The 18393-nt window shown below is 59.8% G+C and carries 19 protein-coding genes; 11 read left to right on the forward strand and 8 right to left on the reverse strand.

Annotated features, from left to right (window positions below):
• Positions 1-888: a cytochrome c oxidase subunit 3 gene (locus M1D99_RS29560; protein WP_186708282.1), complete on the forward strand. Its 888-nt coding sequence runs from the start codon at positions 1-3 to the stop codon at positions 886-888.
• A 24-nt stretch (positions 889-912) separates the two neighbouring features.
• On the opposite strand, the gene M1D99_RS29565 is transcribed toward M1D99_RS29560, so the two are convergent.
• Positions 913-1116 (reverse strand): twin transmembrane helix small protein, encoded by a 204-nt coding sequence (locus M1D99_RS29565; RefSeq protein WP_186708284.1) that lies wholly within the window; start codon positions 1114-1116, stop codon positions 913-915.
• Positions 1117-1186: 70 nt separating this feature from the next.
• On the opposite strand from M1D99_RS29565, the gene M1D99_RS29570 reads away from it, so the two are divergent.
• The 5 genes from M1D99_RS29570 to M1D99_RS29590 are packed head-to-tail and all read left to right on the forward strand — an operon-like array spanning position 1187 to position 5092.
• The gene (locus M1D99_RS29570) at positions 1187-1924 is read left to right on the forward strand and encodes an SURF1 family protein (protein WP_434573270.1); all 738 of its coding nucleotides are present in this window, start codon (positions 1187-1189) and stop codon (positions 1922-1924) included.
• Positions 1890-2483 carry a hypothetical protein gene (locus tag M1D99_RS29575; protein ID WP_458131210.1) on the forward strand — a complete coding sequence of 198 codons (594 nt, stop codon included), beginning with the start codon at positions 1890-1892 and terminating at the stop codon, positions 2481-2483. Before M1D99_RS29570 ends, M1D99_RS29575 begins: the two co-directional genes overlap by 35 nt.
• Before the next feature lie 10 nt (positions 2484-2493).
• A complete protein-coding gene (locus tag M1D99_RS29580; RefSeq protein WP_411386098.1) occupies positions 2494-3573 on the forward strand; it encodes a COX15/CtaA family protein in 1080 nt (359 codons plus the stop codon).
• Positions 3561-4460, forward strand: coding sequence for a heme o synthase (gene cyoE, locus M1D99_RS29585; protein WP_018600879.1), 900 nt, complete (start codon positions 3561-3563; stop codon positions 4458-4460). Before M1D99_RS29580 ends, cyoE begins: the two co-directional genes overlap by 13 nt.
• A complete protein-coding gene (locus M1D99_RS29590; protein ID WP_053126982.1) occupies positions 4457-5092 on the forward strand; it encodes an SCO family protein in 636 nt (211 codons plus the stop codon). Before cyoE ends, M1D99_RS29590 begins: the two co-directional genes overlap by 4 nt.
• A gap of 1860 nt (positions 5093-6952) precedes the next feature.
• On the opposite strand, the gene M1D99_RS29595 is transcribed toward M1D99_RS29590, so the two are convergent.
• From M1D99_RS29595 to M1D99_RS29615, 5 genes are all read right to left on the reverse strand, one after another.
• Positions 6953-9145 carry a TonB-dependent receptor gene (locus M1D99_RS29595; RefSeq protein ID WP_458131211.1) on the reverse strand — a complete coding sequence of 731 codons (2193 nt, stop codon included), beginning with the start codon at positions 9143-9145 and terminating at the stop codon, positions 6953-6955.
• A 499-nt stretch (positions 9146-9644) separates the two neighbouring features.
• Positions 9645-10457, reverse strand: coding sequence for an alpha/beta fold hydrolase (locus tag M1D99_RS29600; protein ID WP_458131212.1), 813 nt, complete (start codon positions 10455-10457; stop codon positions 9645-9647).
• A gap of 43 nt (positions 10458-10500) precedes the next feature.
• On the reverse strand, positions 10501-11361 hold the full coding sequence (locus tag M1D99_RS29605) for an alpha/beta fold hydrolase (protein ID WP_458131213.1): 861 nt from the start codon (positions 11359-11361) through the stop codon (positions 10501-10503).
• A gap of 184 nt (positions 11362-11545) precedes the next feature.
• Entirely contained in the window at positions 11546-12859 is a 1314-nt protein-coding gene (locus M1D99_RS29610) for an ATP-binding protein (RefSeq protein ID WP_434573281.1), read from the reverse strand.
• Positions 12856-13596, reverse strand: coding sequence for a response regulator (locus M1D99_RS29615; RefSeq protein ID WP_018600898.1), 741 nt, complete (start codon positions 13594-13596; stop codon positions 12856-12858). Before M1D99_RS29615 ends, M1D99_RS29610 begins: the two co-directional genes overlap by 4 nt.
• 255 nt (positions 13597-13851) lie before the next feature.
• Here M1D99_RS29615 and M1D99_RS29620 point away from each other — a divergent pair, with 255 nt between their 5' ends.
• The 5 genes from M1D99_RS29620 (at position 13852) to M1D99_RS29640 (ending at position 17332) form a co-directional block, all read left to right on the forward strand.
• Positions 13852-14118: a DUF2790 domain-containing protein gene (locus M1D99_RS29620; RefSeq protein ID WP_458131214.1), complete on the forward strand. Its 267-nt coding sequence runs from the start codon at positions 13852-13854 to the stop codon at positions 14116-14118.
• Positions 14119-14713: 595 nt separating this feature from the next.
• The gene (locus M1D99_RS29625; protein ID WP_434573286.1) at positions 14714-15076 is read left to right on the forward strand and encodes a DUF6124 family protein; all 363 of its coding nucleotides are present in this window, start codon (positions 14714-14716) and stop codon (positions 15074-15076) included.
• A 225-nt stretch (positions 15077-15301) separates the two neighbouring features.
• Positions 15302-15679, forward strand: coding sequence for a hypothetical protein (locus M1D99_RS29630; protein ID WP_434573288.1), 378 nt, complete (start codon positions 15302-15304; stop codon positions 15677-15679).
• Positions 15680-16172: 493 nt separating this feature from the next.
• Entirely contained in the window at positions 16173-16868 is a 696-nt protein-coding gene (locus tag M1D99_RS29635; protein WP_434573289.1) for a DUF1963 domain-containing protein, read from the forward strand.
• A gap of 92 nt (positions 16869-16960) precedes the next feature.
• Entirely contained in the window at positions 16961-17332 is a 372-nt protein-coding gene (locus tag M1D99_RS29640; protein WP_434573291.1) for a hypothetical protein, read from the forward strand.
• A 52-nt stretch (positions 17333-17384) separates the two neighbouring features.
• Here M1D99_RS29640 and M1D99_RS29645 read toward each other — a convergent pair whose 3' ends face one another.
• Together M1D99_RS29645 and M1D99_RS29650 are read right to left on the reverse strand one after the other, a co-directional pair.
• Positions 17385-17768, reverse strand: coding sequence for a hypothetical protein (locus tag M1D99_RS29645; protein WP_434573293.1), 384 nt, complete (start codon positions 17766-17768; stop codon positions 17385-17387).
• Between the two features lie 223 nt (positions 17769-17991).
• Positions 17992-18390 (reverse strand): hypothetical protein, encoded by a 399-nt coding sequence (locus tag M1D99_RS29650; RefSeq protein ID WP_458131215.1) that lies wholly within the window; start codon positions 18388-18390, stop codon positions 17992-17994.
• Between the last annotated feature and the right edge of the window lie 3 nt (positions 18391-18393).

The raw sequence follows: 18393 nt of genomic DNA on the forward strand, positions 1-18393 counted from the left end.
ATGGCAACTCATGAGCACTATTACGTTCCGGCCCAGAGCAAATGGCCGATCATCGCCACGGTCGGGATGTTCGTCACGGTGTACGGCCTGGCGACCTGGTTCAACGACCTGAAAGCCGACCGCCCGGATTCCCACGGCCCGCTGATCTTTTTCGTCGGCGGCCTGCTGGTGGCCTACATGCTGTTCGGCTGGTTCGGCGCGGTCATCAAGGAAAGCCGCGCCGGGCTGTACAGCGCCCAGCTCGACCGCTCGTTCCGCTGGGGCATGAGCTGGTTCATCTTTTCCGAAGTGATGTTCTTCGTCGCCTTCTTCGGTGCGCTGTTCTATGTGCGCATGGTCTCGGCGCCGGGGTTGGCCGGTGAAGGCAGCAAGGGTTTATCGGAAATGCTCTGGCCGAACTTCGAATACGTCTGGCCGTTGTTGAACAACCCCGATCCCAAGCTATTCCCACCGCCCAAGGATGTGATCAGCCCTTGGGGCTTGCCGCTGCTCAACACCATCCTGCTGGTCAGCTCCAGCGTCACCGTGACCATCGCCCACCATGCCCTGAAAAAAGGCCATCGTGGCGCGCTGAAAATCTGGCTGGCGATCACCGTGCTGCTGGGTTGCGCCTTCCTGGGCTTCCAGGCCGAGGAATACATCCACGCCTATAAAGAGCTGGGCCTGACGTTGGGCTCGGGGATCTACGGCGCGACGTTCTTCATGCTCACGGGCTTTCACGGCGCCCACGTCACCATCGGCACGATCATCTTGTTCGTGATGCTGATGCGCATCATGCGCGGGCACTTCGACAACGAGCACCAGTTCGGCTTCGAGGCCGCGAGCTGGTACTGGCACTTCGTCGACGTGGTGTGGATCGGCTTGTTCTTCTTCGTCTACATCCTCTGAGGCAGCCGTTATCAGGGCGGCGCTTTACCAAGGAGCATGCGACACCAACTGGCCGCTGAAAAAGCCCCAGGCGATCAAGCCGACGGTGACGGCGGCCAAGGCGACACGAATCGCCAGGGCGATGGCCAGGCGATTGGAACTGCTGTCGTCCTTGACCAGAAAAAACAGGCCGCTGAACAGGCTGGCAATCGTGGCGATCAGCATCAGGGCGATGGCTGCTTTGAGCATTAGGGACACTCCGGGGGGACGCGATGCACGTGAGTATAGCTATCCCGTTCGACAGCTTTCGGGCGACGCCATGAAAGGCTTCCGGCCGGGCATCGTGCCGTCATTGGTGGTGGCCGTGCTGGTGCCGGTGATGGTGTGCCTGGGGTTCTGGCAACTGAGCCGGGGCGAACAGAAGCGTGTGCTCATGGACACTTACGCCGAGCGCCGCGTGGCGCCGCCGATGGACAGCACCGAGCTGGCGCACACCGCCGACCCGGCCTTTCGACCGGTCACGCTGCAAGGCCAGTTCGACGCCGAGCACAGCATCCTGCTGGACAACCGCCAGCAGGGCGGCAAGGTCGGTGTCGAACTGCTGCAACCGTTCCTCGACCAGCGCACCGGGCTGTGGCTGCTGGTCAATCGCGGCTGGCTGCCCTGGCCGGACCGGCGCATCCCGCCCGTGTTCAACACCCCGGAACAACCCGTGAGCCTTCAGGCCTGGGTCTACGTCGCCCCGGGCGCCACCTTTCAACTTCACGCCGACCCGGCCGGCGCCCCCTGGCCGCGACTGGTCACCGCCATCGAGCCGGACAAGCTCTGGGCCGACCTCGACCGCAACGGCTTCGCCTATGAATTACGCCAACAAAGCGGCCCCGGCGCCTACCGGACCGATTGGCCGGTGGTGGCCATGGGGCCGGAAAAACACCTCGGCTATGCCGTGCAGTGGTTCGCCATGGCGGCGGCGCTGTTCGGCCTGTTCCTTTATCTCGGATGGCACAACGCAGGGAGACACCATGGGAAGCACCATGAATCCAACCAACACGTCTGAGGCGCCCGTGGCGCCCAACCGTCGCAAGGGCCGCGTGCAATTGCTGCTGATCGTGCTCGGCGTGATCGGCCCGATGATCCTCGCCACCGGCATGTACAAATTCCAGTTCTGGGTGCCCGACAGCCGCAGCTACCACGGCGAGCTGATCGGCACCGGCCAGACCCGCGCCGAGATTGGCGTACAAGCCGATGAGCAACGCTGGCAGATCCTGGTCACCGCGCCGCAGGAGTGTTCGGTGGACTGCCGCCAATTGGTCTATCTGGCGCGGCAGGTGCAGATCGGCCTGGGACGCGATGCCGGCCGCGCCAGCCATGCCCTGGCCATCTCGCAGCCGCTGGACAGCGAGTACGACGCCCAGTTGCAGCGCGAATACCCGCAGCTGCAACGCTACCCGCTGGACCTGCCGGCGTATCAGAAAGGCGCCCAAGGCTCCGGCGGCGCCCAACTGTGGATCATCGATCCCCACAGCAACCTGGTGCTGCGCTATGACGCCAGGGTCAAGGGCAAGGACCTGCTCAACGACCTGCGCCACCTGCTGAAACTGTCGAACATCGGATGAGGGCATCGACATGGCCAAACCTGGATTTCGCCTCGCGCTGTTTGCCACGCTGCTGGCACTGATCGTCGTCCTGCTGGGCGCCTACACCCGGCTCACCCACGCCGGCCTCGGTTGCCCGGACTGGCCCGGTTGCTACGGCTTCATCAGCGTGCCCAAGAGCGAAGCCCAACTGGCCCATGCCGAGCTGCATTTCCCCGACACCCCGGTGGAAGCCCACAAAGGCTGGAACGAGATGGTCCATCGCTACTTTGCCGGGGCCCTGGGGCTGATGATTACCGCGCTGGCCGCCCGGGCCTGGATGAACCGTCGCCGCCCCGGCCAGCCTTTGAAATTGCCGCTGTTCTTGCTGGCCGTGGTCTTCGCCCAGGCAGCGTTCGGCATGTGGACCGTGACCCTCAAGCTCTGGCCGCAGGTGGTCACCGGGCATTTGCTGGGCGGGTTCGCGACGTTGAGCCTGCTGTTCCTGCTGACGCTGAGATTGTCTGGCGTATTACCCGCGCTGACCGTGCCCAAGCGCCTGCAACATTGGGCCACCGCCGGACTGCTGTTGGTGATCGGCCAGATTGCCCTGGGCGGTTGGGTCAGCTCCAACTATGCCGCAGTGGCCTGTATCGACTTTCCCACCTGCCACGGCCAATGGCTGCCGCCGGCGGATTTTGCCAACGGCTTTCACCTGACCCAACACATCGGCCCCAACTACCTCGGCGGGCAACTGGACAGTGACGCCCGCACCGCCATTCACCTGACCCACCGCATCGGCGCGCTGCTGGTAACCGTGGTGCTGCTGGGCCTGGCCTGGCAACTGAAAAGCGTCGGCATGACCCGGCTCGCCGGGCTGGTGCTGGCTGCCCTGGCGGCACAGATCACCCTGGGCATCAGCAACGTGCTGTTCCATCTGCCGTTGCCGGTGGCCGTCGCCCACAACGCCGGGGGCGCCGCGTTGTTGCTGACCCTGGTATTGGTCAACTATCACGCCCGTACCAGCCTGGTCCGGGTCAAGCACCAGGTCCCGCTGCGCTGGCGCTTCAACCCGCATAAACACAGCGTCAGCCCTATAACAATAAAAGGAGAGATGCCATGGCAACCTTGACCGGTGAACGCCACAGCCAAGCGATCTGGCGCGATTACCTGGAGCTGACCAAGCCGAAAGTGGTGGTGTTGATGCTGATCACTTCGCTGGTCGGCATGTTCCTCGCCACCCGTGCCGGCGTGCCGTGGACAGTCCTGGTGTTCGGCAACCTCGGCATCGCCCTGTGTGCCGGCGGCGCGGCGGCGGTCAACCATGTGGTGGACCGGCGCATCGACGCGGTGATGGCCCGCACCCACAAGCGGCCCTTGGCCGAGGGCCGGGTCTCGCCGGCCGCCGCACTGACCTTCGCCCTGGCCTTGGCGGTGGCCGGCCAAGCCATGCTGCTGGCGTTCACCAACCCGCTGACGGCCTGGCTGACCCTCGCCTCGTTGCTGGGGTATGCGGTGGTCTACACCGGTTTCCTGAAACGGGCGACGCCGCAGAACATCGTCATCGGCGGCCTCGCCGGCGCCGCGCCGCCACTGCTGGGCTGGGTCGCGGCCACCGGGCATGTCAGCGCCGAACCGCTGCTGCTGGTGCTGATCATCTTCGCCTGGACGCCGCCGCATTTCTGGGCCCTGGCGATCCACCGCAAGGAGGAATACGCCAAGGCCGACATCCCGATGCTGCCGGTGACCCACGGCGAGCACTACACCAAGATCCATATCCTGCTGTACACCCTGGTGCTGCTGGCGGTGAGCCTGATGCCGTTTGTGATCCAGATGAGCGGGATGCTGTACCTGATTTGCGCACTGGTGCTGGGTGCCCGGTTCCTGCAATGGGCCGTGGTGTTGTACCGTGGCAGTCGGCCGCACGCGGCGATCAACACCTTCAAGTACTCTATCTGGTACTTGTTCCTGCTGTTCATCGCCCTGCTCGTTGATCACTACTTACTGTTGAGCCTATGACTCGAACCCAGAAAACCGTCTTCATCCTCGCGGCCGTGATCGCAGTGATCCTCGGCCTGACCATCAACAAAGTGCTGTCCAGCAAAGGCCAGGGCGACCCGACCGCGTTGATCGACGCCGGCATCATCCTGCTGCCCCAAAGCCGCAACCTGCCGGACGTGAAAATGACCGACCAGGACGGCCAGCCCGTGGCGATGGACGGGTTGAAAGACAAATGGAGCCTGCTGTTCTTCGGCTACACCTTCTGCCCGGACATCTGCCCGACCACCCTCGCCCAACTGCGCCAGATCAAGAGCGAACTACCGCCCGAGGCGGTGGCCAAGTTGCAGATCGTATTGGTGAGCGTCGACCCGAACCGCGACACGCCCAAGCAGCTTAAGCAGTACTTGGGCTACTTCGATCCGCAATTCAAAGGCCTGACCGCCGCCTCGGTGGAAGACCTGCAGAAACTGGCGAATGCGGTGAGCATTCCGTTCATCCCGGCGGACACCAGCAAGCCCAACTACACGGTTGACCACAGCGGCAATCTTGCCGTGATCGGCCCGGACGGCACCCAGCGTGGGTTTATTCGGGCGCCGTTGAATAATCAGAAATTGGTGGCGCAGTTGCCGGAGATGCTTAAGCGTAAGTAAGGCCAAGGCGAGGCCAACTGCTCTCGGCAGCCTGGGGCATCAATGGGAATACAGATCCCTGTGGGAGCGAGCCTGCTCGCGATGACGCCAGCCCAGACACCACCCGTGGCGAGGGAGCTTGCTCCCGCTCGACTGCGCAGCAGTCGCAAAACCAGACGATGCGGTTTCCCTGAAGAAATGCAGGGGCCTGCTACGCACGCCAGCGGGAGCAAGCTCCCTCGCCACAGGGGTTAGTGTCGAGCCGAATATCCAGCCCAACGCCACCCACTGTGGGGGGCTTGCTCGCGAAAGCGGCGGGTCGGCTTGCTTCAATATTGAATGTGCCACCCTCTTCGCGAGCAAGCCCGCTCCCACACTGGGCGGCGGTGAACACAGTATCTGCTGCTCCCACACCCGGCAGTGATGAACATCTGCAACAGCCCTGCCCTCCTGTGGGAGCGAGCCTGCTCGCGATGACGCCAGCCCAGACACCACCCGTGGCGAGGGAGCTTGCTCCCGCTCGACTGCGCAGCAGTCGCAAAACCAGACGATGCAGTTTCCCAGAAGAAATGCAGGGGCCTGCTGCGCAGGCCAGCGGGAGCAAGCTCCCTCGCCACAGGGGTTAGTGTCGAGCCGAATATCCAGCCCAACGCCACCCACTGTGGGGGGCTTGCTCGCGAAAGCGGCGGGGCAGCTTGCTTCAATATTGAATGTGCCACCCTCTTCGCGAGCAAGCCCGCTCCCACACTGGGCGGCGGTGAACACAGCATCTGCTGCTCCCACACCCGGCAGTGATGAACATCTGCAACAGCCCTGCCCTCCTGTGGGAGCGAGCCTGCTCGCGATGACGCCAGCCCAGACACCGCCCGTGGCGAGGGAGCTTGCTCCCGCTCGGCTGCGCAGCAGTCGCAAAACCAGCCGATGCGATTTCCCTGAAGAAATGCAGGGGCCTGCTACGCACGCCAGCGGGAGCGAGCCTGCTCGCGATGACGCCAGCCCAGACACCGCCCGTGGCGAGGGAGCTTGCTCCCGCTCGACTGCGCAGCAGTCGCAAAACCAGACGATGCGGTTTCCCTGTAGAAATGCAGGGGCCTGCTACGCACGCCAGCGGGAGCAAGCTCCCTCGCCACAGGGGTTAGTGTCGAGCCGAATATCCAGCCCAACGCCACCCACTGTGGGGGGCTTGCTCGCGAAAGCGGCGGGTCGGCTTGCTTCAATATTGAATGTGCCACCCTCTTCGCGAGCAAGCCCGCTCCCACACTGGGCGGCGGTGAACACAGTATCTGCTGCTCCCACACCCGGCAGTGATGAACATCTGCAACAGCCCTGCCCTCCTGTGGGAGCGAGCCTGCTCGCGATGACGCCAGCCCAGACACCGCCCGTGGTGAGGGAGCTTGCTCCCGCTCGACTGCGCAGCAGTCGCAAAACCAGACGATGCGGTTTCCCTGAAGAAATGCAGGGGCCTGCTACGCACGCCAGCGGGAGCAAGCTCCCTCGCCACAGGGGTTAGTGTCGAGCCGAATATCCAGCCCAACGCCACCCACTGTGGGGGGCTTGCTCGCGAAAGCGGCGGGTCGGCTTGCTTCAATATTGAATGTGCCACCCTCTTCGCGAGCAAGCCCGCTCCCACACTGGGCGGCGGTGAACACAGTATCTGCTGCTCCCACACCCGGCAGTGATGAACATCTGCAACAGCCCTGCCCTCCTGTGGGAGCGAGCCTGCTCGCGATGACGCCAGCCCAGACACCACCCGCCGTGGGAGCAAAGCTTGCTCGCGATTGGGGCAGGTCTGTCGATAACAGGTTTGGCTGGTCTACCGCTATCGCGAGCAAGCTTTGCTCCCACGGATGTCGCCAGGGACGCTCCGTGTTCCGCTTCTGATCAGAAATCAACAGTCCCCGAAAACTTCACCAACCGCGGATCCCCCTGCGAAAGGTAGCCGCCGTTCGCCGAGGCCCAGTAGTTCTTATCGGTAATGTTCTCCACATTGACGCGCAACGTCAGGTCTTTCTCCACGAATTTCATCTTATAACGTGCGCCCGCGTCGAAACGGTTCCAGGTCGGCAAGCTCAGGTTGTTGGCCTGGTCAGCGTACTGCCCGCCCGTGCGCAACATCCTCGCGCTGAGCGCGGCACCTTCGATACCCGGCACATCCCAATCCACGCTGGCATTGAGCTGAAACGTCGGCACGCCGATGGCGTGGTTGCCATCGTTGAGGCCGCCCGCGGTGTTTTTGAGTTCGGACGTCATGCGGGTGCCGCCGGCCATCAACCGGAGGCCGTCGATGGGCTCGCCGAACACGCTGATCTCCAGCCCCTTGTTGACCTGCTCGCCATCACGCACATAGAGGTTCTGCGCGTTGTCGACGTAACCATCGGAGGGTTTCTCGATGCGGAAAACACCCACGTTGGCCCCAAAGGTTTGCATGTCCAGCTTGATGCCCGCTTCCAACTGTTTAGTGCGGCCAGGGGGAAAGGCTTGGCCCAGGTTGGTGATGCCTGAACCGGACGCCACGGGCCCTTTTGCAAGGCCTTCGATTCGGTTGGCGTAGAGCGACACGCTCTCCACAGGTTTGTAGACGATGCCGTAGACCGGCGTGGTAACGGCTTCATCGTAGAGCGTGCTACGGCTGCCATCGTTTGCTGGATTGGCGACACCGTTTGAAGTGGTGCCATCGTACTTGTAGTTTTCGACACGCAACTGCTGACGACGAACACCATAAGTGACCAGCAACGTGTCATCGAACAAGCCCACCGTGTCGGAAATCGCCAGGCTACGGTTGCGGGTTTTGCCGGTCACCCCGGGATCGCCCATTTCACCGCCGGTGCTGGACACCGCCGTCGGCTTGGGGAGCTTCGGGGTGTCGTAAATATTGCTGTTGCCGATAACGGGACGATAGAACGTGTAGGCGTTTTCCTGCTCGGTCCAGATCGTTGAGCCGCCGATCGCAACCTGGTGGGAAACAGGGCCCGTGTTGAAGCGCCCGTTCAACCCGCCACTGAACGATGTGTTGTCTTCATTGTGAGGAATTTCCGAGCCGCCAATCGTCGCGACACCGTTATTGCCGACCAGTGTCGGTGTGGCGTAGACCCCGGTTTCGCGGGTGTGCTTTACACCGCCAGCCAGGTAGGCAGTCCAGTTTTCGTTCAAATCCCAATCGCCACGAACCATGCCGAAGGTGTCTTCGGTTTCGGAGTAAGTCCAGTCCTGGCCAAAATTGTGGCTCGCGTGCGGAGCCGTGGGAATGCGGGTAGCGCTGCCGATATTCACCGAGTTACGCAGGCCGTTGATGCGCTGTTTCTGATAGCCGAAATCGGTGGAAACGCGGAAGTCATCACCTCGATAGTCCAAGCCCGCCACGAACAACTTGGTGCGCTGATCCTGGTTGTCGATCGCTGTATCACCTTCCCGCTGACTCAGGTTCAACCGGGCGCCAAAGCGGTTGTCCTCGCCGAATCGCTGCCCGATATCCAAATGCTCGCCAATGCGGCCATCGGTGCTGATGTCCTGGGTATAGCGACGCGTCGGAACATCCTCCGCGCGTTTGGGCTGCAGGTTGATGCCGCCCCCAAGGCCCGAGCCCGTCGGACTGACACCGTTGATAAACGCGTTGGGTCCCTTGAACACCTCGACACGCTCGATCGCATCCGTCGACAGAATTTGACGGGGTAAAACGCCGTACAGCCCGTTGTAGGAAATGTCGTCACTGGCAAGCGGCAGGCCTCGAATCACGAACACTTGGGATTGGTTACCAAACCCATAGGATTGACGCACCGACGGATCATTGAGCAGCACATCACCCACGTCTTCCGCTTGTTGATCTTCGATCAACTGCGAGGTGTAACTGGTCATCACGAACGGGACATCCATATTGTCCTGATTACCCAGCACCCCCATCTGGCCTCCACTCGCCACCTGACCACCCGCATAGGGCGCTGGTAGTGTGTTGGAGTTGGGTTTGATCGCATCGGCAGTCACATCGGTCACGCCCAATTCAATAGGCTCTGCCGCCTGGGCAAGAAAACTGACTGAGCAGCACATAGCAAGCAAGGTAAGGCGAGATGGAAATAGCATGGAGGGGAGTACCTGCGGAAACGGGAAGCCAATGCCACTAATGCTAATGATTCGCAGATGGATTATCTATACTAATGGCTCGTTGCCATAAAAATTTGGACAGCGGTTTGGTCAGCCCAGACAGCCCCCGTGGCGAGGGAGCTTGCTCCCGCTCGACTGCGCAGCAGTCGCAACACCGGGCGATGCGGTTTGCCTGGAGGAATGCAGGGGCCTGCTGCGCAGGCCAGCGGGAGCAAGCTCCCTCGCCACAGGGGGTTTGTGTCGAGCCGAATACCGAGCCCAAGGCTGCACACTGTGCGCCGCCATGGTGAGTGACCTGGCATTTGTTCTGGATGGATCGAGGCGTCATGTGGTGCAGGGTACTAGCCGCTGATTGAGCTGAGGTCGTAGAACCGCGGCAATAGTATTTATGCCCCAACGAAAAAACCCGGCCACCTGTGCCGGGTTTTTGGTCTTCTCGAAGGCCAACGGATGAGGGGCAGTCGCCCGCTTCACATGATCAGCCCTTGGAACTGGCCTGCGCCGCCTCAACGATCAGCTCGGCAACCTTCCCCGGATTAGACGTCATCACCACATGGGAAGCCCCTTGAACGGTGACGGTCTTTTTCGAGCCGGCGCGTTCGGCCATGAACTTCAGGGCCGCCTCGGGGATGTTCTTGTCCGCCGAGCCGTAGATGAACCAGGACGGCAGTGTTTTCCAGGCCGGGTCGCCAGACGCTTCCTTCAAGGCCGCCTCGCTGATGGGGCGTTGTGTCGCAGCCATCAGCGCGGAATCAGCCGCTGGGACGTCGGCGGCAAACTGTTGGCCGAATTTGTCCTGCTGGATGTAGAGATCCTTATTGCCGTCGTCCAACTGCACCGGAGCCGCCAAGGTAGGGCCAAGGGTGCCGCCAGGGTAGCGACCGGACAGTTCGATGGCGGTTTCACCTTTGTCCGGCGCGAAGGCTGCGACATAGACAAGCCCCTTGACCTTGGGGTTGTTATGCACGGCGTTAGTGATCACGGCGCCGCCGTAGGAATGACCCACCAGGATCACCGGGCCAGCGGTTTGCTCGACGATATCGGCGACATAATCAGCGTCCTGCTTCACGCCGCGCAGCGGGTTGGCCGCGGCAACGACCGGATAACCCTGGTTCAGCAACTGGGCGGCAACGCCATTCCAGCTGGACGATTCGGCGAAGGCGCCATGCACCAGCACGATGGTGGGCTTGGCGGCGTCGGGTTGCGCGGCGGTTGCGTTTTGAACGGATGTCAGTGCCAGCGCAGCGGTGATGGTGACGGCCAAGAGCGATTTGGTAGTGAACATGATCATTCCTTTTTTCATTGATTGGAGGGGTGACGCTGCAGCGATGGGTTCACTTGCCCAGGAAGTCCAACAGATCCTGATTGAGGCGGTCCTTGTGGGTGTCGGTCAGGCCGTGGGGCGCACCCGGATAGACGATCAACTCGGCGTTCTGCACCAACTCAGCGGCGGCATGGGCGGAGGCGTCAATCGGGACGATCTGGTCGTCGTCGCCATGCACGATCAGTGTCGGCACGTCGAACTTGGCCAGATCGGCGCGGAAGTCTGTCGCCGAGAACGCCGCGATGCAGTCATAGGTATTCTTGTGGCCCGCTTGCATGCCTTGCACCCAGAACGAATCGATCAGCCCCTGTGAGACGTTCGCCCCGTCGCGGTTGAAGCCGAAGAACGGGCCAGACGCGATGTCGCGATACAGCTGCGAGCGGTTGTCCAGCGAGGCCTTGCGCAGGCCGTCGAACACCTCGATCGGCAGGCCGCCTGGGTAGTCTTCGGTCTGGAGCATCATCGGCGGAACGGCGCTGATCAGGGCGGCCTTCTTCACCCGGTCGGTGCCGTGGCGGCCGATGTAGCGGGTGATTTCCCCACCCCCGGTCGAGAAACCCACCAGGGTGACGTCGTTAAGGTCCAGGGTGTTGATCACAGCGGCCAAGTCATCGGCATAGTGATCCATGTCGTTGCCTTCCCACGGCTGGCTGGAACGGCCATGGCCGCGGCGGTCGTGGGCGATGACCCGATAGCCTTGGTCCGCCAGGAACAACATCTGCGATTCCCAGCTATCGGAATTCAGCGGCCAGCCGTGGCTGAAGGTGACAACTGGCCCATCTTTCGGACCCCAGTCCTTGTAGTAGAGCTGTACGCCATCCGGGGTGGTGATGTAGCTGGCTGCTTGAGCGCGGGAGGACTGGGTATTCATTGCAAGATCTCCTTAGGTCATGGCTCGCCACCGGGGATCCGGTGGCGACTTGATGGGGAGCATTCTTGCAGCGGCATGTATACCGGAAATGTTCGACACCCGGCCGTTATGCGTTGTTTTGAGTCTGTAGATGGGCTGGATACAGTGGCTTACAAATGCATGCCACTGATCCAGCAAGAGCGGCCTACTGATCGCCGCCGAAGTCGAGGGTCACGCAAAGCCCGCCGCCGTCGCGGTTGCGCAGGCTCAGCGTTCCACCAATCGCGACGGTCAACTGCTGGGCGATGGCAAGGCCCAGGCCGGTGCCGCCGGAGCTGCGGTTGCGTGAGCTTTCCACCCGATAGAACGGCTTCACCACCTCGGCCAGGATCTCCTCGGGAATGCCCGGCCCTCGGTCAAGCACGCTGATGGAAACGCCGGTACTCGCATTGCCGCCGATTTCCACCTCGGCGGTGCCGGCGTACTTCAGCGCGTTATCCACCAGATTCACCAGAATACGCCGCAGCGCATGGGGCCTTGTCTCGATGATCGCGCCGTTCTGGCCGCGCAGGCTGACCTCGCGACCGGTGTCCTGGTAGTCGCACACCAGGCTGTCGAGAAAAGAATCCAGACTGATGCGGCAACTGGTCTCCGTCGCCCCATGGACGCTTCGCGCATAAGCAACACCCTCGCGCACCAGGTGCTCGATCTCGTTGAGGTCGTTGCCCAGTTTGTCTTTCTCAACCGAGTCGTCCATGAACTCGGCGCGCAGCTTCATGCGCGTGATGGGCGTCTGCAAGTCGTGGGAAATCGCCGCGAGCAATTGCATGCGCTCTTTGAGGTACGCGGCAATGCGCGCCTGCATGCTGTTAAAGGCGCGAGCGGCGTAGGCCACTTCCCGTGGACCGGTTTCATCCAACGGCACGGGATGGGCGTTCGGGTCGAGGTTCTCGACCGCCTCGGCCAGTCGACTGAGGGGGCGTATGGCGATGCGCACGGCCAGCCAGGTGCAGCCGATCATCAACAGCAACTGACCGAACAGGACAAACGGCAACCAGGGCGACAACGGCCTGACCGAGGGACGCACATCGATGGTCACCGGGCTGCCATCAGCCAGTCGCACCTGGGCTTGAAAGTGCTGGCGTGGCCCCGGGATCTCGACAAAGGTCAGGTCATAGTTGCGGCCCAGCGAGACTTGCAGGGATTGCGCCGCCGTCGCCGCGAGATCGTTGGAAGTGAGCGGAATGCCAGGATCGTGTTCGCGCAGCAAATAGTCGTAGTTGCGCCGCTGCAGGCGTTTGGTCCATGCCAGGCGCTCGGCGGCAGGCAGACGGTCGAGGATGGCGATGGACGTCGCCGTGTCGTGTTCGAAGTTGCCCAACATCGCCGTCTTGGTGCTTTCGTAGCGTTCGTAGTACTGGGCTGCGAAGGTCAGGGCCTGGGCGAGTATCAGCCCGACCAGGAACACCAGCCACAGCCGCGAGGCCAGCGTGCGAGGCCATTGCAACGGGAGTTTCATGCCTGCTCCTCAAGCATTTCCACCGCAAAGGTAAAGACGTAGCCTTCATTGCGCACCGTCTTCAAGTAGAGCGGTTCGCGAGCGTCATCCAGCAAGCGCTGACGCACGCGGCTGACCAGCAGATCAATGGAACGGTCGAAGATGTCCGCGTCACGGCCCTGGGTCAGGTTGAGCAACTGGTCGCGGCTCAGCACCCGCTGAGGATGATCGAGAAACACCCGCAGCAGCCGGTACTCGGCGCCGCTCAGCGAGACCAGCGTGTCGTCTTCATCGAGCAAATGGCGAGCGGTGGTGTCGAGGCGCCAGCGGCCGAACTTGAGCATGCGGCCGCTTTCGCTGACGACAAAGTTCGGCGGCAGCATGCGCGTGCGCCGCAGCACCGCGTTGATGCGCGCCAGCAGCTCACGGGCCGCGAAAGGTTTGGCCAGATAATCGTCGGCGCCCATTTCCAGGCCAATGATGCGGTCGGTCTCGTCGCTGCGCGCCGTCAGCATCAGCACCGGTGTCGCCTTATGCTTGCCGGCGCGCAATTCGCGGCACAACAGCAACCCGTCATCCCCCGGCATCATGATGTCGAGCACGATCAGGTCCACCTGATTGGCTTCGAGAAAGGCCCGCATCTGACGACCATCCGCGACCACGGTGGTGCGCAGGCCATTCTTCACCAGGTAATTGCCGACCAGCTCCCTGATTTCCCGATCATCATCCACGATCAATACGTGATCGACATGTTCCATGCCCTGCTCTCCGAAATGCGCGCATCGAATTGCGCAGTGTGACGATGCCCGGTTGCCGGTTGGCTACGCACCGTGCGTTCAGCTTATCCAGCTTCGAATCAAGCCAGAGCCAAGCAAAAACAGTGGCGATTGTATCGATCTGTATCGCAATTCACCTCAGATACGTACGCATCCAATCACGGCGTTTTTCGACACAGCCGAGATACCTCACGGACTTTTAATGAGCGCCATCCAACTCATTGAAGGGAAACAACCATGAACCTGAAAACCATCGCAACGGCTTGCCTGATCACTGCCCTGAGCGCCGGCGCATTACCCGCCTTGGCCCAAGACAAAGCAGCCAGCGAAAGCTATTCCTACGGCACGCACCTGGACATCGACAAAGTGATCTCGCTGACTGAAGACAGTGGCCAGACCTGCGGGTTGGTGAATGCGCAGATTACCTACGTTGATTCGATGGGTGTGCAGAAAGCCCTGACGTATCTCAAGCACGCGGCCAGCTGTAACAATGAAGGCAGCTGAGGCGTGGCTCAGGGGTGAGTCGATTTCCCTGGCCGCGCTAGATCCCTTGTGGGAGCGAGCTTGCTCGCGAATACGGTGAGTCAGCTTGCATCAATGTTGAATGTGCCAACGCCTTCGCGAGCAAGCCCGCTCCCACACTTGTTCGGTGGTGTTCATCAATACCGTGTGCAACACAAAACCCTGTGGGAGCGAGCCTGCTCGCGATGAAATCGCCCCCAGTTCCAGCACAGAACACCCCACCCGAATCGCCAAAAAACCTCTCTCCTACAGCCCTCACCTACATCCTCTAACAAGCTACGTATCCTTGCGCCTTTGCCTACAACTACGCCAGAATCCGCCCGCTTGTGCGCCTTGTCCCTGGGTTTTATTGTCTTCCTGCCACTGCCCATCAGTGGTCGGGTTTAGTAGCCCGAGGTAATCGAAGTCGTACAAGCGCATCTCAAACAGGGCCCGACCCTGTTCTTGATGGTGGCTGTACGCAGGGCGCTCAGGCGCGCCGGCTTCTTCGGTTCCCCGGTCTACTAACCTGCGTACAGCTGCCACCCCATTGTTTAGTAGCTTCGGGGTGTCGGCATCACATCTGGAACCGAAGCTTATGTTCAAAATAACTCCGAATCCGCCAGAGGCAGATTCCACCTCTACATCCGCAAAATCCAAAGCCAAGCAGCAAGACGAAACCACCAAACGGGTGCTCGATCACTACCTGCTACCAAAACCGGATAAATCCCAAGACGCCCCCAAACCGGGGCAGCTGTACGCCGTCGTGAAAGGCCTCGATAACGAATGTTTGCTGGCCAACCTCACTGAGACGTTGGCTTCGGCTGATGCGATGGTGAGTGATCTGGCGTTTGATCTGGAGGGATCGAGACGTCATGTGGCGCAGGGAATTCAGCAGTTGATTGAGCTGAGTTCGCTGTTGGCGAATCGGGTGTTGGATAATGTGGAGCCGCGGCAGTAGGATTTATTGCTCAACGAAAACCCGACGTTTTGCGTCGGGTTTTGGTGCCTCCCGTTGTAACGGACGAATATGCTCTAAATATTCTCAGTTCCTTTTCCCGGGTAGCCCACGACTGTCTTTCCTACCGATAGGAAGCAAACGGCCCAAAAGCCGCCGTGCATGAATGGCAGCTTCTGAAATGAATGATGGGTAGGATGGATAACAATCTCTGGAATAGGACACGGTATGCCGCAGCTCATATGGGATCCTTATGATCTTTTCGCCGTGCTTGGCGTCATTCCTTCACACGATGAATATGAAACGTCACATCAATATTTGATCGAGCAAGGCTCACTCAGACTGGAGCTGACAATCCGGCAATATGATTCTGATGTAGAGATTCGGATGTGGGAGGCGTCGCTACCAAAACCCATCATCAAGTACACATTGCTTGGATGTCCCGGTATCCGCGTTGTTAACGATAAGCGCGGCACATTCGTGGAGTTCGCTGCGTCGAACGCTTTCACCGGCCGATATGACGGATACTCGGTAATTCCCTACGGCTTAAGGCTTTGGGTCGATCCACAGTTTTTTCTAGAACCGTTTAGCTACGGGCCTGTTTAAGAGCAAAGGTGGTCATCTACGAACGACCGCCACTTGCCCGATAGCTGCCGTTCGCGACCATCGGCTTTCGAATAAGGGGAAGGGAATAAGGGGACAGATTTATTTTCCGTAGATTTGCCCCTTCAATAGCACTCGCAATGGATGCTTGCTCCTGCTTATCCCCTCTGTGGGCCAAGCCAGAACCTGACCACCGCACGTCCAAAGCCACGTCTCCTCGCGCCTTTGCCTACAACTGCACCAGAATCCGCCGGCTTTGCAGCCTTGCCCTCGGGCGCTATCGTTCCTTACCACTGGCCGAGCCGGTATCGATGACACTCAGGCACGCTAGGAGCCCTCGAAAGTCATTGGCCCGGGAAGTGGGAGGAGGTCCACTCTCTTATCTGTGAAGGACGCTAACGTGGCCTAGCGCGGACAGAGAAACCCCGCTATCCACTCTCGTACACTGCCAATCTGCGACCTTAATACCTGTAGGAAAAAGGAGGTTTACATCGCCATGGAAATCCAGGAAATCAAGCAACGCCTTGCCCGCCCCGCCGTGAAGCTCATTGCCGGCGGCTTTCGGCCTGCCGGCACCGATGAAGAAAGCTGGCTGGGCAATGTCTTCCTGTTCCGACCGGATGAAGAGGTGCCCACTAATCAGGCGGGGCAACAGTTGCTCCCCTATGCGCAGTTTTACCTTCCCGCCCTGCCCATCAACAGCCCTCTGCTAGCGGGGGTTCGTGTGCTGACGGTATTCATTTCAAACCCGTTCCCCGAGCACCTAGAGCCGATGGGAAATAATTGGGTCATCCGCGAGTATGGGCCGGATGATGTGTTGGTCCGCAAGTCTCTGTCGGTGGCAGATACATTCCTCAAACCCTTCCCACTGACCGCGCAAGCGGTGCCGGAGGACTTTCCGCTGTGGGATGGCGGTGGTGTCCCGGAAGACCTTGAGCAAGCAATCCTCACGCTGGAACGCGCGGGCAAGATCCAGAGCTATTACGACTTGGTCACCCACACTTACGAACACAAGATTGGCGGTTACCCCTCGTTCTGCCAGTCGGGTGTTGATCCGGGTGAAGGCTTCGAGTTTGTGTTCCAGATCTCATCGGACTCGAAGATCAATCTGAACGTGGTCGACAGTGGGAGCCTGATGTTCTGGAAGCACAGTGAAACTGGGGAGTGGGCGCTTTATTACGACTTTTACTAGGAATAAGTAGGAGGATACGATTGTGAGAAAGTCCGACGGGTGAGCCCAAATCGCCGTCTGTCCCCCCCGTTCCCCCTAATCAGGATCAACCTATGCAAAATACTATGAAAATTTTGGCTTGCTTACCGATGCTTTGGGCCACATTGGCCGGTGCTACTTCAGCATGTACAGGTGATGGCTGCATTGACGAAGCATCGGCTTCCTTTATTGCGCCCTTTGATTTTTTCGAGGCCAAGTGCTCATCGGTGAATCCTGGTATGCGGGAGCGATACTCTGCGATGGCGGCCCACTTCCTACAGGATGCGGATGCAGATTTCCTCAAAAAGTTACGGGCTTCGGCAGCCTACGCTCGCGTGTTCGCCAAGATAGAATCGAAGGCAAATTCCTTAAGCTCAGACGAACTTGGCAACGCTTGTGAGGATTTTTCGAAAAATAACTATGGCCCGACCAATAGGACTGAATAAGGAGACGAATTTATTTTCAGTCCCTTACGCAGCATCATTTTGAACACTGTCTTCACCGGACGCTCGCACTCAGTAGGCTTACAAGGATGGAGTGTTCTTGCTCCCCAGAATGCGCATCAAGAAAAGCCATATCCTGACTAATACCCTGAGGGCTAGAAACACCTAGAACGAATTCCCGTCCCGTAGATACAGCGAGCCTCTGCGCAAAAGGAATCAAGCGGTTGATCTGCTCGATGCCAAAGTTCTCAATGGGAAGATTCAACCCAATAAACCAATCGGGCAAGTCATTCTCAGATACGCTCTCATCGCGCTCGTGTTTCTGATTCACGAGGAACGCACCCAGCTCAGACCATTCGCAAACGAGACCATTGAACGCAGCCACAAGCTCTGCCTCGATAGCGTGGTTGTCGCTGCCATCTACATATAGATAAAGCATCTGTCCTGAGCATCCGAGGGCTTCAATGCACCTATAATAGCGCTAGCACGCCAATTTTGAGCAAATGTCCATCATCGGCTTATAGCTGGGGTCGGGTAGATGATTTCGCCGGACGCTTACAGCCCTCTTCCCTTTTCAATCCGATTACTACATGTCACGAAGGGTTGCAATCGACCCGAGGAGGCTGGTGGGATGATCAAGGCCAGCCGCAAAAGCAGGCATTTCAATTAGCGATCAGGTTGGTATCTACAAATCGGTAAGTGAACTCTATTGGGTCGGCAGCCAATCCCTTCTGCTGCATGTGTTTGGAATAGGAATCCCACGCGGCGTCGATTTGGCTGGGAAGCTCATCTGCAAGATCCATCTGTTCGGCGACTATTTCAAACCACGTCCCTTGGGTGGCATAGGTCTCGCGTAGCTTGGGCTCTAGTTGAGCCAAAGCGCTCAATTGCTCTGGCTCAATCCTGCCGATGGATTCTAAAACATAGAAATCCAATAGTTTTAGGAAAGGTTTACCTTCGTAGCGACTCATGACTGCATCCTTGCGTAAGGTGTGATCGATGTCTGTAGCTTCGTCTGACAAGCGTACGCCTTCAGCGTCACTGGCAAAAATGTTAGGCATGAA

Source organism: Pseudomonas sp. R3-41, from assembly GCF_054161485.1.

Coding starts and splice junctions, on each gene's coding strand:
- M1D99_RS29625 (WP_434573286.1), top strand. CDS start 14,714: ATGTTCAAAATAACTCCGAATCCGCCAGAGGCAGATTCCACCTCTACA.
- M1D99_RS29600 (WP_458131212.1), bottom strand. CDS start 10,457: ATGATCATGTTCACTACCAAATCGCTCTTGGCCGTCACCATCACCGCT.
- M1D99_RS29560 (WP_186708282.1), top strand. CDS start 1: ATGGCAACTCATGAGCACTATTACGTTCCGGCCCAGAGCAAATGGCCG.
- M1D99_RS29570 (WP_434573270.1), top strand. CDS start 1,187: ATGAAAGGCTTCCGGCCGGGCATCGTGCCGTCATTGGTGGTGGCCGTG.
- M1D99_RS29565 (WP_186708284.1), bottom strand. CDS start 1,116: ATGCTCAAAGCAGCCATCGCCCTGATGCTGATCGCCACGATTGCCAGC.
- M1D99_RS29630 (WP_434573288.1), top strand. CDS start 15,302: ATGCCGCAGCTCATATGGGATCCTTATGATCTTTTCGCCGTGCTTGGC.
- M1D99_RS29635 (WP_434573289.1), top strand. CDS start 16,173: ATGGAAATCCAGGAAATCAAGCAACGCCTTGCCCGCCCCGCCGTGAAG.
- M1D99_RS29575 (WP_458131210.1), top strand. CDS start 1,890: ATGGGAAGCACCATGAATCCAACCAACACGTCTGAGGCGCCCGTGGCG.
- M1D99_RS29620 (WP_458131214.1), top strand. CDS start 13,852: ATGAACCTGAAAACCATCGCAACGGCTTGCCTGATCACTGCCCTGAGC.
- M1D99_RS29650 (WP_458131215.1), bottom strand. CDS start 18,390: ATGCCTAACATTTTTGCCAGTGACGCTGAAGGCGTACGCTTGTCAGAC.
- M1D99_RS29605 (WP_458131213.1), bottom strand. CDS start 11,361: ATGAATACCCAGTCCTCCCGCGCTCAAGCAGCCAGCTACATCACCACC.
- M1D99_RS29615 (WP_018600898.1), bottom strand. CDS start 13,596: ATGGAACATGTCGATCACGTATTGATCGTGGATGATGATCGGGAAATC.
- M1D99_RS29580 (WP_411386098.1), top strand. CDS start 2,494: ATGGCCAAACCTGGATTTCGCCTCGCGCTGTTTGCCACGCTGCTGGCA.
- M1D99_RS29610 (WP_434573281.1), bottom strand. CDS start 12,859: ATGAAACTCCCGTTGCAATGGCCTCGCACGCTGGCCTCGCGGCTGTGG.
- cyoE (WP_018600879.1), top strand. CDS start 3,561: ATGGCAACCTTGACCGGTGAACGCCACAGCCAAGCGATCTGGCGCGAT.
- M1D99_RS29640 (WP_434573291.1), top strand. CDS start 16,961: ATGCAAAATACTATGAAAATTTTGGCTTGCTTACCGATGCTTTGGGCC.
- M1D99_RS29590 (WP_053126982.1), top strand. CDS start 4,457: ATGACTCGAACCCAGAAAACCGTCTTCATCCTCGCGGCCGTGATCGCA.
- M1D99_RS29595 (WP_458131211.1), bottom strand. CDS start 9,145: ATGCTATTTCCATCTCGCCTTACCTTGCTTGCTATGTGCTGCTCAGTC.
- M1D99_RS29645 (WP_434573293.1), bottom strand. CDS start 17,768: ATGCTTTATCTATATGTAGATGGCAGCGACAACCACGCTATCGAGGCA.